This is a genomic window from Flavobacterium amniphilum, assembly GCF_023634845.1.
Lineage (GTDB): Bacteria > Bacteroidota > Bacteroidia > Flavobacteriales > Flavobacteriaceae > Flavobacterium > Flavobacterium amniphilum.
On record NZ_JAMLJL010000031.1, the window covers coordinates 1 to 16,946 of the forward strand.

Consider the following 16,946-nt stretch of genomic DNA (forward strand, 5'->3'; position numbering starts at 1 on the left):
AACGTACGTTCCATATCACCAAAGAAAAAAAGAAACACTTACGTGTTTTATTGGACAGACATAAGAAGGATGCTGCAAAGAGCCTTGTGTTGTCACAGAGACTTTTTGATCTGGATCCATCCGATTCATTATCATTCTTCGAATTGAAGAAAGCTTACCGTACCAATGGGAAGTACTTTGAGCTGATCAAGGAGCGTCAGAAGTTTGCTGATAAACATCCTTCGGTTTACAGCTACCTTGGAGTGGTGGATGCCATTGAAGAGGCGCACAGTAAAGGAAAAGTAACAGCCGAATCACTCAATAACGGTGTTTCAATCCTGAAAATGGTTTTGGATAACTACAATCTGGTAGACAAAACTGCAGTTGATGTGTTGGATAAGCTGGGTAAGCTGTATGTGGCACAACGAAATTATTCGGACGCGATAAAGATACTTGAGAATACTATTTCGATTGTAACAACTAATTCACCGTCTGTAGTAAACAAATTGATTTACCGTTATGCGAGCGTTTTATTGGCTTCGGGTAATTTGCAGAAAGCGAGAGAGGTATTGCAGATCGGACTTAAGGAAGAAGATGTTGCCACTACCAATCTTACCAAGTTGAAAACCCTTTCAGATAAGAAGGAAAAGGAATCGTTCAAGCATAAAATTCCGCTATATCATCTTCTTTATAAAGTATACCACTCGGCAGGAGACAGGGAACAGAGCGGAAGGATTCTGATGCAACTAAAGGCATTCAACCCTTCGGATAAATTTGTTCAGGGGAGAAATTAAGGATCGCCAATTTTAGGTATAAAAAATAAATATAAAATTCAGTAATGAAAAAAATAATTGCAGTAGTAATGGTTTTAGTGGGATTAAATGTTAATGCCCAAACCACAACTGATATTCAAAAACAAAATGCAAGAGCAACCGGTTATGCGGTGATTGCAGCTAAAAATCCAGGAATTGATTTTTCTGTTTATGTAATTCCTTGGGATGGGGTTAATACTTTAGAGTACAATGCCCAAAACCAGATTAATGCTTCATGGCACGCGCAATGTGCTATAAAAGGAGGGTATTTCAATCAGCCTTTTAACGGGACAGATAATTTAACAATGTATAGTTCGGTTTTAACAAGTCAGGAGCAATTTGATATATATAAAAGTACAGGAACACAATGGTGGATTGTATGTAGCACATTGCCTGCTTACAGTCCGGCAGTTAACGGAACCCAAATGATCAAAGCGACAGTTTCTGATTATTCCCCGGTTTTGAGTTTAAAGCGTAATACTACAAATGGCGGATATATACAAGGTATCCAAAGTCAACAATTGGACGGTACCAATAACTGGTTTTTCGGAAATTACAATGCAGACAGATGGATGGTTTCCAAAGGTGATCATCAAGGATCTAAATTAATTGTAAAAGACAATGGAAATGTGGGTATTGGTGTTTATGAGCCAGCGACAAGACTGGAAGTTTACAATACAGCTGGACAAGGACATCTGACACTTGTTGGTAATGATAATGGAGCGCAAGATTTATCACGTATCAGTCTTGATTATAAAATTCAGGGAGCCGAACATATTGTTGGTAGAATCAGTAGTTTTTACCAAACTTCAACGAATAACGGTTCAGGAGGTTTGCGTTTCTTTACCAGAAATCAAGGAAGTTTAAATGAAGTTATGCGAATGGATTCCAACAATAATGTTGGTATTGGTGTAACATCCCCTAAGTCAAAATTATCAATCAAAGGTGTTGGTGATTATAATATTGGTGTTTCAATCCAGAGTCCGAATGCTAACCAGGCGTTGGATATCATGCCAGGATTCAAATTAACGGGAAGTCCTACAGGGCAAAGAGATGATACCACGATGTCGTTCCGTTCAAGCGGTGACAATATGGGTAACATTGCTTTTGCTACAGGAAATGATGAAAGAATGAGAATTGGAGGAAACGGAAATGTGGGTATCGGAACTACAAATCCGCAATATAGATTAGATGTTGTAGGGAAATCGTCATTTACTGACAATATGAAAGTGGATGCTAAAATTGAGGCTAAAGAAGTTAAAATTACCCTAACGCCAACTGCCGATTTCGTATTCGAAGAAGATTATAACCTTCCTAAATTGGAAGAAGTAGAAAAGCATATTAAAGAAAAGAAACACTTGCCAGAAATTGCTTCTGCTAAAGAAATGGAAAAAGAAGGAGTTAATGTGGGTGAATTCCAAATCAAATTGTTGCAGAAAATTGAAGAGCTGACGCTTTATACAATTGAGCAGAATAAAAAAATCATGGAGATGCAAAAAGAAATTGCAGCTCTTAAAAAAATAAGTAAGTAATAATAAGGTTTTATGATAAAAAAACTTTTACTAACAGGATTATTCATTTTAAGTTTCAGCCTTCATGCCCAAACTGTTCTCAATACACCGGTTACTACATCACAGATTGTAGAAGACCCGGTATCAATTAGCTTGCAGACCGGTTTCAGAGGTAGTGCTTTTGATAATCCAAGTCTTAATTTTTCGGCAAAGATCAATACCAATTTGCCGCTCAGCAATTCCCAAAATTGTGGGAAGTATGGTAAAATCGTAATTTCAGAGATCTATTTTGATTCCCGTTATAATGAACAGATAGCCGACAAGTACCATTTTTTCGGAGAATATATTGAGTTATTCAATTCTTCAAATACTCCTGTTAATGTTGACGGATGGGTAATCAAGGATAATCATACTGAATTTACACTTACTGCAGATGCTATCAATGGTGATCTAGTCATACCGCCGGGAGGACATAAGATTATTACTTACGGTGGTTTTAAATATTACGGAGCCTGGAATTCAGCTACTCCGAATGTGTCTGCCGGCGGTGCCCAAAGTGCTATCGGCGGACGTGCTAAATTTGAGGAATTGTTTCCTGAGGTTTTGACGACAAGTGGCTATAGTTCACCTTCAAGTATTGTGTTGCAAAATACAATGGTATTATACAATAATGAAGACAAAGTTTCGCTTTATTCTCCAAGTGGGAAATTGGTGGATCAGGTTGTTTATTCAATTGATACGAACAGTAATCTTTCAGTTGGAGATGGGTCAAATGCGCCTTCTGCTTTGGGAGTTTTTTCACCCAATGGAGATGGAGGTGTTTTTAACGGTCCTTTGGGAGGTATAGCGGATAAAAACCCTGATGGTACTTATGTATTGGTTGGAGGACAAAGACAGTATAGTGTCATTGATGATAATGTAAGAAAATCAATCTATCGTTCTGCAGTTGAAAGTTATTATACAGGCGGATCAACGACTTTTGCCATTGGAGTTACCACTCCGGGAAGCAACCCATTGGTAGCAATATCTTTATTGCCTTTGGATCCTTATATGGTTTCGTCGTCATTTGGGCCGGATAGCGATAATAGTTCTGAACTAATTACTTATGATCTGAAATCACAGACTATTAACGGTAATACCAAGACTTATTTTGATGATCTGGGGAATCCGAGAGTGTCCATGTTGAAAGATTTTCAAACTGATATGACTTGGGGATTAGAAACCTTGTATGATGACTTCGGGAGACCTTGGAAAGAGTCGTTTCTGGCGCCTACGTGTATGAGTCTGGATAATAATGTGCAATTTCTTTCGGTTCCTGTCTATAAAACACAGTTTTTGGATAAGTATTACAGTGACAATAATACTTATGAAACGCATCAGGCTACAGCAGAGCAAACCTATTCCGAGATTAATTATGATAATAACCTTAATCCCGGAAATGTTATTAACGCCGTGGGTGGTAATAAAATAGACAATGAATGGAGAACGGGTTATTCTTATGTGGTTTCAGCCGGGCAGGAAATGTATTATGCCTTTGGTTATAATCATTTTGAAGGACCTGTAAATGGAGGAAAAGAAGAAGTCGCCGAAAAGATGTTTAAATCCGTAAGTGTTGATGCTAACGGGGTTGAAAATGTTTTGTTTACAGACAGTGAAGGAAAAACGTTAGCGGCAGCCCGATCGGGAGGTCCTGTAAATTATCCGGTGTATTCATTAATCGGTACACAAGGCTATGTGGATGTGCATATACCTGCCGGTGCTCCAGCAGGGACATTGCTTGGTAACAATGCTGCTGATTATAAAGTGTTTGACCTGAAAACAGGACTGCCGGTTACTTTGTCACAGCCTCCAAGTCTGGCTTCGGGCAGGGCATACCGTGTTGAAGCAAAAAACATCCCGACGACTGATCCTAAAGTGTATGTTGGCCAAACTCCTTCAGGGGGTGCCATTACCTATGATGTTAATGCTTTGGGAGTTTCGTATAGTGTTAATTATTATGAATATACGGTTAACGTATACAATAAAACGGGTCAGCTGCTTAAAAATATACAGCCGAAAGGATATCAGTTTAATTCGCTTATTGTAGATGTACCGGCCCATATGCAGTCAAATGCAAGTGACTACATTTCAAAATATGTTTATAATGACAAAGGTCAAATAGTTGAAGCGATTAGTCCTGATGAGGGAGTTGTACGATTTGCTTACCGTAAAAAAGACGGAGCCTTACGTTATACGCAAAATGCCAATCAGACCAATCAAATATCCTATGTTAATTATGATTCAGAAGGGAGACCTTTTGAAAACGGAGTGTTAACTGGTTCAACAAATATTTGGACGGAAGCTTCCGGAAATACGGATGCGGCTTTATTATCAAGTAATCCGACAAAATCAGAACAGACTTTTTCTGTTTATGATTATCTGGATAATTATGATTCAAATATTGCTGCAGGTGACCGAATTCCTTCAAATTTACAATTGAGTGCCCTAATGGGTGGTACTTACATACAGGAAAATCTGGAAGGCAGGGTAGTTTGTACTTATGCTAAAACCGGGACAACCATCAATGCAATCACGTGGTATAACTATGATGCTTATGGCCGTGTGATGTGGGTTGTCCAGTATACAGAAGGATTAGGCGCCAAGACTACTCATTACGAGTATGATTACAAAGGAAATGTGAGTAAGGTTTTGTTCCAGAAAGGGAGTCCGTCGGAATTATTTGTACACCGTTACACATATAGTTTGAACGGTGCGATGATCAAGGCTGAAACTTCCAGGGATAATGTTACTTTTATTACCCATGCTGATTACAGTTATTATGTAACCGGTGAATTGAAGCGTTTGAATATCGGTCAGGGCTTGCAAGGGTTGGATTATGTGTATACATTGGGTGGTCAGTTGAAGAGTATCAATCATCCAAGTCTGGATCAGGCTAAAGATCCCGGACATGATCTTAACGATGTGTTTGGTTTGATATTGGATTACCATAACGGAGATTACCAAAGAGCCAATACCAATATTGCATCTTCATCCTCAATCGTGGGAGTCAATCAGGATTTTAACGGTAATATCAAGGCGGCAAGATGGGGTACCCAAAATACTATAAATAATGGAGTGATTTCCGGTCCTGTAACACAGGGAGCTTACATGTATGATTACAACCGTGACGGTTCATTAACTAATGCAGCTTTCGGTACCCATAATGTGAGTACAGGACAAATAAGTACCAACACAAAATTTAAGGAAGGATCGCTGACTTATGATGCCAACGGTAATATCAAAACCTTACAGCGTACAGATAAGAACGGACAGTTGATTGATAACCTGACCTATAATTACAGTACTGATAAAAACAGATTGTTATATGTAACAGATGCCGTGAATCCGGGAGTTACTTATGATATCGATAGCCAGCCAGCCGGGAATTACGGTTATGATAATGCCGGGCAAATGACTTCGAATGCGGCAGAAGGTCTTCAGTATTATTACAATGCCCAGGGCCTGACTACTGAAATAAGAAAAGGCGGTAATGCTTTGGTCAAGTTTTTTTATAACGAACGGGGACAGCGTGTGCGAAAGGAGTCTTATAATATTGCTTCTCCTTATAACCTGGCAAGTACCGACTATTATGCTTTGGATGCCACAGGTAATACGATGGCGATTTATAAAAAACCTGCAGGTAGTTCTATAACCCAGACCGAAGCGGTTATTTATGGTTTGGGAAGACTGGGAGTATACAACAGAGCTAGTAATCCAACTAATGATAATATTTTTTATCAGGTTACAGATCATCAAGGAAACGTGCGTGCGATACTCCACAAGCCGGTTAATAGCGCCATAACAATGATTTATATTTCCCATTATTATCCTTTTGGGGAAAGATTGCCTGATGATGGACTTACTTCTACTTACCGTTACGCGTATCAAGGTCAGGAACTCGATACCGAAACCGGTATGGAAGCTTTTGAATTGCGATTATGGGACGGACGCCTGGGAAGATGGTTAAACCCAGATCCGGCTGGGCAGTATGACTCTGCTTATTTGGGTATGGGGAATACACCCGTTAACGGTATTGATGGTGATGGAGGTGTATTTGCTCCTTTTTCCCCTGTGGGAACATCATTTTATCAAAAGTTAGGCTTTCTTAACGGATTATGGCTAACGGTAAAAAGTTCTGTAAAAGCAATATGGTATATAGGTGATACTGTTGAAGGAGTATACAATTTGGGACTTACTTCAGTGGCGGCAAGTGGTGTCTTTGGAGGGTACCCTGCCTTGCCGGGTTCACAGCATCTTAATACCCTTATATTTGATCAACAGTTTGGTACAAATACTGCTGATACATATGTGGGCATGGGTATCGCCATGGATAATTTCTATAACAATTTAACAAGTGATGATCCATTCACTAGCGGGACTGCTTTTGGGGAATTAGTGGGCTCTGTTACAGGTATTGGTGAACTCTCTACTTTGGCTAAAGCTGCAAGAGCTACAGGTGTATTGAATAAAGTAGCTAAAGTATTGAAAGTTTCCAATTCAGCTAAAGTAGTTAAAGCAACTCAGCGACTAAGTCAAGTTGCTCCTTATGAGGAGTTTATTGAAGGGCCTTCGGTGATATCCAAGAGCATGCCTAAGCAAGCATTAATAGTTACCGAAGAAATGATTGCTAATTCTTTAGAAGGTTCTGATATGATGACATTACAAGGTAAGGTGTCACTTCCTATGGTACAACGTTATGTAACAATGCTTGAGAAAGGTTTGGCTGCTCCTCCAATAAGAGTGTCGGGTAATATAATAATTGAAGGGAATCATAGATATGTTGCTGGTAGAATTTTTGGAATTGAACCGCCACGTGTTCCCTATACAATTCCAAGAAGTCAAATTGGGTTGGAAATTTTTATGAAAAAAACAAAAGTTGACTTATTTGACTGGGGAGGTCACTAAATTTTATATTATGATTATAAATTGTGCAACAGGTCTGAATGTTGAAGTGCCTTATGATAAATTAGATTATGTTTCTTTAGATAATTTGAATTTGCATAGGGCAGAATTAGAGGAAGTTAATCTTTCTGGGTCAAGTTTCTTAAATACAAATTTAAGAGGAGCATTTTTATTTAGAGCGGTTCTAAAAAAATGTGTTTTAGAATCGGCTAATATTATCTTTACAGATTTAAGAGAAACGAACTTGAGTAGTGCATCATTAATTAATGCTATTGCAATCTCTACTTTATTTGAAAATGCAAATTTAGATGGGGCAAACTTGGAAGGAGCTAATATTGATGGAGCTAAATTTAAGAATGCTAACCTAAGAGGAGCTAATATGAAGTGTTTTAACATTGAAAACGCTATTTTTGAAAATGCTATTTTTGATGATACAACAATTTGGCCAGTAGGGTTTAATGCATTAGAAAAAGGTGCTATAAAAGTTTGATTTAAAGTAAAATAATATATACTAAAAAATTTAAACTGGAATCATTTTGTTGAATTTGATTCTTGTTTTATAATTCTTACAAAATTAAATGCCAAAAAACCAGTTTTAAAACTGTACTTTTGCGCCGTAATTCTAAAGTATGTATAAAGTAATCATTGGTGTTTTTTTAGCACTATGTTCATTGACAGTTAAAGCGCAGGGCGAAACCAATAACTGGTATTTTGGCTATAATTCGGGAATGCATTTCAATGCCCTGACACCACAGGCAACTTCCGGACAGCTATACGTAAATCAGGGTACCTCCAGTATGTCTGATGCGGCGGGTAATTTACTTTTTTATACGGATGGAAACATGGTGTACAATAAGCAACATCAAATTATGGTTAATGGTTTTCCCATTGCAGATTATGTTGAATCCTCCCAAGCGGCTATTATTGTTCCGAAACCCGGTACTCCTGATCATTATTATATTTTCAGTAATACTTTTGGTTTTGATTTTGATTTAAACACTATAAACACATTCAGTTATTCGGAGGTGGATATGACCCTTGATTCCGGTAACGGTGCTGTTATTTCCCATCATAATTTTATTTCAAACAGTACAAACTGCAGGCTTTCTGCTGTTAAAAACAGAAATGGTGACGGGTATTGGGTAGGGATTGTCGATGTTGACAGTTCGAGGTTTAAAATGTATAGTGTTACTGCTTCGGGTATCAGTACCGTTCCTGTAGAGAGCAATACAATTTCCCCTTCGCTTATTTCTATGGGAGGTTATCAGGGTTGTATGAAGTTTTCTCCGGATGGTACTAAAATACTGATGACGGATTTTTATTTAGGTACTTCTTTATATGATTTCGATAACGCAACAGGTGTTGCGAGTAATCCAAGAATAGTGAATACTTTGAATAACAGTTATGGGGTCGAATTTTCCCCTTCCTCAGATGTAGCTTATGTTTCGACTATTTTTCATAATAAAGCACTGTTTCAATATGATTTGACTGCAGCCGATATTCCTGCCAGTCAAAAAACAATCACCATCGGTAATTCACTTTATGAACTCAATCCATTGGGACAGTTGCAGTTGGCTTCAAATGGAAAAATTTACTTTTCTAATTTTCGTTCATACACTATTGGGGAAGTGAATGATCCTGATCTTTTGGGAGCCGAATGTAATTATGACCCTCACGCTGTCCAAATGATAGCTTCAGAGCCAAGGTTTGGTCTGCCTAATTTTGTTCAGTCTTTTTTTAGTAATCTGATTACTACCCAAAAATATTGTTCGGGTTCAACTACACGCTTTACTTTGGCTAATCCACAGGATGTGGTCAGTGTGGTCTGGGATTTTGGAGACGGTTCGCCTACACAGACGGGTCTGACTGTGGTTCATAATTATCCGGCAATAGGAGATTATGTAGCAACTGCTACAATTACCCTTAATTCCGGTATACTAACGAAACAGAAACTGATTAAGATTGTATCGCAGCCTGTAATTGCAAATAGTATTCCTGATCAGAAAATCTGCGGACAGAATTCTATGTTTTACGATTTGTCACAGTATAATTCAATTGTGTTGGGGACGCAGTTACCTGCTGATTTTGGTGTCCAGTATTTTGCAACTGCTACCGATGCGGTCGATAATATTAATCAGTTGGGGATTACTAATTATCAATTAGTTTTCGGAACAAGACCAATATATGTTAAAGTGTTTGCAAAAGGCAATCCTACCTGTTTTGCCTTGACCCAGTTTAATCTTTCATTGAACAGAGAGGCTACTGCTGAACAGCCTTCTGATTATGTAATCTGTGAAAGTGCTCCTTATGACGGTAGGGATGTTTTTAATCTTCAAAGTAAAACCAACGAGATTTTAAACGGTCAGGATCCGGCTGTTTTTAACGTGAGTTATCATCCAACTTCAAATGATGCGATAAATAATGCTAATCCATTGCCGAATAGTTACACCAATGCTAATCCAACGGAAACGATCCATGCCAGGGTTACAAATGTTAATGAATCATCCTGTTTTGCGACTACGACATTGGTTTTGAAAGTTATTCAGTCGCCAACTGTAGTGACTGTGGGTGATTATAAGATTTGTGATGATGTGTCCAATAACGGCACCGAAACATTTGATCTTATAACTAAAACGGCTGAAGTTTTAAACGGACAACCTGCTGCGACTTTTCAGGTGACTTACCATCTTAACCAAACTGATGCGCAAAATGGTGTAAACCCAATTGCAGCACCGATTGTGAATACGAGTCAAAATCAAGAGATTTATTTCAGGATTTCGGTTAACGGAAATGTAGGTTGTTCCGGAGTTGGCAGTTTTCATCTTGTAGTGAATAAGCTTCCAGTTGCCAATACGGTTGCTGATCAATATGTTTGTGATAACGGAAATGACGGAGTTGAATTATTCGATTTGCAGGCTAATAATCCAAGTGTGTTGGAGAATCAAAATGTTGCAGAATTTGGTGTAACATATCATTTAACCCAATCGGATGCTACTACTAATTCGAATCCATTGCCACAGTATTATCAGAATGTTTCGAATCCCCAAACGGTTTATGCCAGAATTGAAAACAGAGCCAACCCAAGTTGCTTTGCGAGTAACTCTTTTAAAATCGGTTTGAATAAAATGCCTGTCGCCAATGTGGTTCCAGATATGGTTGCCTGTTCAGATGGGGCAAGTGCTTTATTCTTATTAAACAGTCATGAGACAGTATTACTTGGAAGTCAAAATGCTGGTGATTTTAATATTACTTATCATCTTTCCCAAAGTGATGCAAATGCCGGATTGAACAGTTTGAATTCAAATTATACGAATACATTCAATCCACAAACTATTTTTATCCGCCTTGAGAATAAGTTGGCAAGAGAATGTTATGTGACAAGTAGTTTTCAAATAAATGTCAGACAAAAGCCGGCTTTAGACATGGCCGATGTTTATTCGATTTGTGAAGGAAGTTCGATTACGGTAACCGCGCCTTTGGGATATGACAGTTATTTGTGGTCAAATGGTGAAACGGCCAATTCGACTATTATTACGAATGCCGGAAATTATTCGTTGACAGTTACGAAAAATTATAGCGATATTGTGTGTGATCAAACTCAAAACTTTGTTGTGTATAATTCGAACGTAGCAGTAATTAACGAAATAAAAATCAACGATTGGAGTACGAATCAAAATTCTATAGAAGTTTTGGTGACGGGTGATGGAGATTATGAATACTCAATTGATGGGGTGATGTACCAGTCAAGTAATGTCTTTAGTGGCTTGTCCAGCGGAGTTTATACTGTTTATGTCAGGGATAAAAAGGGATGTGGTATTGTAACACAAGAGTTGCGTTTGTTAGCATATCCGCAATTTTTTACGCCTAATGGTGACGGTTATAATGATGTGTGGCGAATTGAATTTGCTGATCAGGAACCTAATCTTTCATTAGTCATTTTTGACAGGTTTGGGAAATTGATTAAAAAGACTGATAATGCAAACGGATGGGATGGAACTTATCTTGGAAACCCTCTGCCTGCTTCTGATTATTGGTTTGTTGTTAAAAGACAGGACGGTAAAGAATACAAAGGCCATTTTGCTTTGAAAAGATAATAAACATTCTTTGTGTTTGAAATACGGACTGTGTTAGAATTTTTTGCTAGTTATTATGAATAGCAAGTTTTATTATTTATTTGAAAATTGATTATTGGATTTGTTAATTCTAAGAATTAATGATGAATAGTAGATATAAAAACACACACCAGCCGGTGTGTTTTTTTATGTAATAAATCTTCTAAAAAAAATGTTAAAAAAGGAAGAACTTTTTTGCAAAATAATAGTGCTCAAGAATTTCAAAATCTTATTTTTGCCCCCGGTTTTACTGTCTTGGCAATTTCTGATTGCCTTTTTTATTTGATTTAACGGTTTTTTTAACAAGATTTTTATTTCAATTAATTGATTTTTAAAGGAGTAGTTCTTTTAAAAAGTAGAATCCAATGAAAAGTATCCAGAATTTACACTTACGATTTTAAATAATTTATGAATACCAGCCAACAATTCCAAAGGGCGATTGCAACGTTCTTTTTATTGATTTTCTTTCCTACATTAATACCCGCTAATTTGTATGCTTCCAATAACGGGCCCAAATCACCGGAGGCAGCCAGCTTTGAACCGGTGGATGCCACTGATATGGTGAATTTGATTACGGGTCAATACAGTTATGTATTGCCATTGTTAAATGTGCCAAGTCCCGAAGGGGGCTACCCGTTAGCGATGGGTTATCATGCCGGTATTGCGATGGATCAGGAATCGTCTTGGACGGGGTTGGGCTGGAATGTGAATCCCGGGGCTATTGACAGAAGTATCAATGGTTATCCTGATGATTATAGTGCTTCACATTTAAATGAATATTTTTGGGACAGAACCCACACAGTTTCATCATCTTATATTTCTACTGGATATTCAAACGGAATTTTTTCTGTTGGAATGGGATTTAATTGGGGGAGTCATCAATCTTTGGGCGGACACGTAAGTGTTGGAGTTGGATATAAGATTGATAATAGTGCTTCTCTTGGTGCTAATGCGACGGTAAGTTTCGGAGATCAAGGAACTAATGTTCAGATTGGCGTTGGTTATACATCAAGTAGTGGACTTACATTGGGTGTGAGTGCTGATTCAAATGGAGATGTTGGAATAAATGCAGGGTACAACAATAATGGGAACGGATTTTCGGTAGGTTACAATACTAACGGTACTCATTCTTTAGGATTTGATTTTAATGGAGGAGATAGAACTTCTGTAGGTTTGGATGTGACATTGTCTTCTAAAGGTGTAGGGCTTAGGGCAGGCGTCACTAACAAAACCAAACATAATAGTGCTTCTGTGGGAAGTGGTATGTTTATGGCGTTCAATAATACGGTTTCAATGGGGGATTATTGTCTTGATTCAGCAGCGGGAGGATGGATGTATAATTTAACTGTTCCAACTCCAATTGGAGTATTCAATTTGAATTTTGGTAAACAGGAATTTAGGTATTGGTTAGGAAAAAATGTTGAGAATTATGTGACTGGTCCAATTAATTATCATAAAGGGATTGTTAATCAACCTATACCAGCCTGGATTGAGGTTCCTCCCTATTATGAAACGATGGTGACTCATAATATAGAGGTTAGATGTACTTCTATGTCGTCGAATGGAGATGGTTGTCAATATCAAAATCAAGGTGTCGGACCACATGGACATGGATATTATCATAGGGTCAATGTGCGTTGTGAGAATATTTTCTACTCAATTGGGTATACACCCAATGGGCATATTATATATACTGAAACGGGATGCCCTCATTATGCTCCCCACAATGAGGTTGCTTATCCTTCGCATTGGGGAACAATAACCCCCAATAATGCCTTTATGGATATTAGTGAAATTACAGTCAGTGATAATGAAATTTCCTCAAATGTAAATGTTGCCGGCAATAATATGACATTCCCTAATTATGATAATTATGCAGTAAGTGGGCAGGGAATTTCAGGGAACATGATGTCAACCCTTTATAAGAACGGGGTGTTATTCGGTCTGGATGGAAGAGAAAATAAAGATGGTCTTGCTTTAAAGTATAATGTCCGTCCACAAAATGCTTCCGGGTCAGATTTTACAAAGTTTAATTCAAGGCCTCAATTTGAGTTTAACAATGAAATTTCAACCTACTTAAAAGTTGACCCGGCTTTGTTTAATGCTAATGCTTCTAATGCAACAGCTTTGAATTATTATTCTTCAGGAATTGATTTGAATGATAAGCCAAGAAGAAGAACGTCAAGTTATATCGATTACTTTACAAATGATGAAATTATCAATAATTATACAACACTAAAAAACAAAGGATTTTTACAGGCTAATGTTTCTGGTTTGGATAGGAGTGTTATGCCAAAAGATGGAATTGGTGCCTTTAAAATTACAGCTGTTGACGGAAAAACATACCATTATTCACTGCCGGTTTATAACCATGAAATTATTACGAGAACTAACGGTGTTATACCGGAAAGTGTTAATGAATGGGAATCATATTTTGAAAAAAGACAGCTGGATCCTTTTGCAACCCATTGGATGTTGACGGCTGTCACCGGGCCTGATTATGTTGATAATGGTGATGGTGTTGCCGGTGATGGTGATTTAGGATATTGGACCAGTTTTGAATATGGGAAATGGACAGATGCTTTTGTGTGGAAAAATCCGTATAAAAAAGATAAATTTATTGATGAAAAGAATCCTTTAATTCAAACATGGATTCGTGGAAGAAAGCAGTTATATTATCTAGATAAGATTAAAACCAGAACCCATACAGCGCTTTTTATAAAGAGTGCAAGGCAAGATGCACCGTCACCACAGTGGAATTATGATGCAGCGGAACATGTTAATGACAAAGAAAACAATGGTGTTTCGAATAGATTTATTGTTCCGTCCCAGAATCAATTACGACTTGATAAAATTCTTTTGTTGAAAAACAGTGATCAAACAGCAGTTGATAAAGCTTCTGGTCCGGATGCGAATCAAAAAATATTTATAAAATACAACCAGTCGGTTGTAAAAGAAATGTTAGAAGCAAAATTTAATTGCTATGATAATGTTTTAGATTCACAAGACAATTGGCAAATTGCCGTTCCAAAGGCTTTAAAAGTAATTGATTTTAATTACGATTATAGTCTTGTTCCGGGTGATAGCCGTTTAACATTAAAAAGTGTAGATTTTAAAGGAAAAGCTGGAGCAAGTGTTTTGCCTCCTTATCAATTCGAATATCTCAATAATCCAGCACAGTTTGATATAGAAGATAAAAATGCTTGGGGCTATAATTCTGATAATCAAGCTTTCTTCTCTTTGAAGAAAATAACTACACCACAAGGGGGAACCATCGAAGTTGACTATGCTGATAATTCTTTTCATACTGTTACACCACATTCGGTTACTTTTTCAAATAAAAATAAGAATGAAACAGCTGGTTTTGGAACTCAACAACCTTCAATATCCGGTATTTTAAATTTCAGAATAAAATCTAAGAGGCCTTTTGGTATTGCCGTTGGATCTTATCTGGATATAGTGTACCATATAACGAGGAGAAGTAGATCAGGAGGTGGGAATGTTGGTGTTTCTTATGAATGTGATAAAGACGGTTATACTGGACAGGGAATTGTTACACAGAGTTTAGGAAACAATGAATATATTGTGCAAAGTACCGGGAATATTGTTGATATGCCGTGTACACCAAGTCCTGCATTAGGAACTTTTGTTACGTTAAGTGCAACTTTTAATGTTAACGCAAGTACAACTATCGCAGGGGGTGGTCCCCGTGTTCAAAGTCTTAAAGTTTCAGACGGAGTTAATAATTTTATCACTGATTATAAATACGGACAAAATGAAGATGGAGTTGGTCATGTGAGTTATATACCGTATTCGCCAAATGTAGACAAAGAAGTGCCATACAGTTCTGAATTACCGGCTCCAAGAGTCATGTATGAGTATGTGTCAATGAGCTCTCATAAACAAGGAGTTGCTTCTAATGGCAAAATACGTTATCGATTTAATGTTTTAAAAGAGAAATCTCCTAACAAAATTAAATACGGTGAATTCTATGAAATTAATAAAACTTCAAATCCAACATTTGTCAATACCGCTAATAACAAAGATGTAAGTATTAATTCTTATGTAGTTAAAGAAAATTTTGCTGCTTTAGGACAATTGCTGGAGGTTGTCACTTTAAATCCACAAGGGCAATTACTTAGTAAAGTTTATAGTGATTATTACAACAAATCTGATATTCCTGCTAATATTGGTATTGTCCAGGAATCGTATCAGAGTTATAAAGAAGTAGATTACACTAATAATTCAATAGTAAGGGATAAATGGGTAATCAATTCTTCAACAAGGATCAAATACCCAAGCATCGTTAAATCATCCACAGAAGAAAAGGGTGGTCAAAAATATACAACTGAATACAAAGACTGGGATTTGGTTTCGGGTATTTCCAAGGAACAGATTTATACTTCCAGCGATGGTAGATCTTTCAAAGTCAAAGTAGTTCCTGCCTATACAAAATACGGAACAATGGGTTCGAAGGTTGATGATGTAAATAATCGTAATATGCTCTCTCAGACAACTGCTGAATTCTCATATATATTGGATAATGGAGCCTGGAAAGAGACCGGTGTAGGTATTACAACCTGGAACAATAACTGGACTTATCAGGATATCGAAGGTAATTTGGTAACACCTACGGACGATAAGGAAAAAGTATGGCGTAAACATAAAAATTACATCTGGAATGGTTTGAAAGATAGTAACGGTATCTTCCAGAACTATAACAGTACTACCGATGATGGTTTTGACTGGACAGTTGGTGTTGGTTCACAACCTGTGAAATGGAAGCAGATTTCCGAGGTGACCAAATATGATCATTACTCAATGGCACTGGAGGCCAAAGATATCAACAACAATCATGCAGCCACCAAAATGGGGGATAAGGAATCGAAAATCACAGCTATCGGTACTGCTAAATACAATGAGTTGTATTACTCGGGACTTGAGAATGTTAACAGTGGCGGGATTTGGTTAGAGCCGGGCATGAGTCTTAGCGGAGCTACCCTTGATAATACAAAATTTCATACCGGTAAGTATTCTGTTTCAGCGAATAATGTTTCAAGATTGAATATTGATTTGAAAGATAATCAACACAAAGCCGGTAGATACAGACTGAATGTGTGGGTGCATAAAGATAAGGTGTCTTATGCAAGGATTCTAATCAATGGTGTGATGTATACCTTTAATGGGGAAACCAAACAGGCCGGTGACTGGGTTTTGAAAGCACATTATTTCGATTTGACTACTGCAGCAGCAACAGTTTCCCTGACTTGTAAAGGGAGTGGAGTGGCAGTTAATTACGACGATATCATGCTTCGTCCCATTGCTTCATCGGTTGTGGGTTATGTCTATGATGAATGGGATGAGTTGTCACATATTGTTGGCAACAACGGATTGGCAACCCGATTCGAATATGATGCAGCGGGCCGACTGGTTAAATCATATGTGGAAGTATTTGATGATCAGTCTAATGGATTGACGGGCGGTTTCAAGCTTTCGTCAGAAAACAAGACGAAATACAAAAATTTGTAAAAAGCCTTAAAAATAGTTTTGTAAATAAAAAAGATATATTAATTTTGAAAGCATAAGGAGGA

The 16,946-nt window shown here is 37.5% G+C and carries 6 protein-coding genes; all 6 read left to right on the plus strand.

From position 1 onward, the window contains the following. The coding region (locus NAT51_RS19285) for a tetratricopeptide repeat protein (RefSeq protein ID WP_250601693.1) at nucleotides 1-773 on the plus strand (773 nt) is incomplete at its 5' end. 44 nt (nucleotides 774-817) lie between these two features. Beyond that, on the plus strand, nucleotides 818-2,323 hold the full coding sequence (locus NAT51_RS19290) for a hypothetical protein (protein ID WP_250601695.1): 1,506 nt from the start codon (nucleotides 818-820) through the stop codon (nucleotides 2,321-2,323). Nucleotides 2,324-2,335: 12 nt separating this feature from the next. After that, the gene (locus tag NAT51_RS19295) at nucleotides 2,336-7,246 is read left to right on the plus strand and encodes a lamin tail domain-containing protein (protein WP_250601697.1); all 4,911 of its coding nucleotides are present in this window, start codon (nucleotides 2,336-2,338) and stop codon (nucleotides 7,244-7,246) included. 10 nt (nucleotides 7,247-7,256) lie between these two features. Further along, on the plus strand, nucleotides 7,257-7,733 hold the full coding sequence (locus NAT51_RS19300) for a pentapeptide repeat-containing protein (RefSeq protein ID WP_250601699.1): 477 nt from the start codon (nucleotides 7,257-7,259) through the stop codon (nucleotides 7,731-7,733). Between the two features lie 139 nt (nucleotides 7,734-7,872). Beyond that, nucleotides 7,873-11,337, plus strand: coding sequence for a T9SS type B sorting domain-containing protein (locus NAT51_RS19305; protein WP_250601701.1), 3,465 nt, complete (start codon nucleotides 7,873-7,875; stop codon nucleotides 11,335-11,337). Between the two features lie 426 nt (nucleotides 11,338-11,763). Beyond that, entirely contained in the window at nucleotides 11,764-16,884 is a 5,121-nt protein-coding gene (locus tag NAT51_RS19310; RefSeq protein ID WP_250601703.1) for an RHS repeat domain-containing protein, read from the plus strand. Nucleotides 16,885-16,946 lie beyond the last annotated feature (62 nt).

Coding starts and splice junctions, on each gene's coding strand:
- NAT51_RS19310 (WP_250601703.1), top strand. CDS start 11,764: ATGAATACCAGCCAACAATTCCAAAGGGCGATTGCAACGTTCTTTTTA.
- NAT51_RS19290 (WP_250601695.1), top strand. CDS start 818: ATGAAAAAAATAATTGCAGTAGTAATGGTTTTAGTGGGATTAAATGTT.
- NAT51_RS19295 (WP_250601697.1), top strand. CDS start 2,336: ATGATAAAAAAACTTTTACTAACAGGATTATTCATTTTAAGTTTCAGC.
- NAT51_RS19300 (WP_250601699.1), top strand. CDS start 7,257: ATGATTATAAATTGTGCAACAGGTCTGAATGTTGAAGTGCCTTATGAT.
- NAT51_RS19305 (WP_250601701.1), top strand. CDS start 7,873: ATGTATAAAGTAATCATTGGTGTTTTTTTAGCACTATGTTCATTGACA.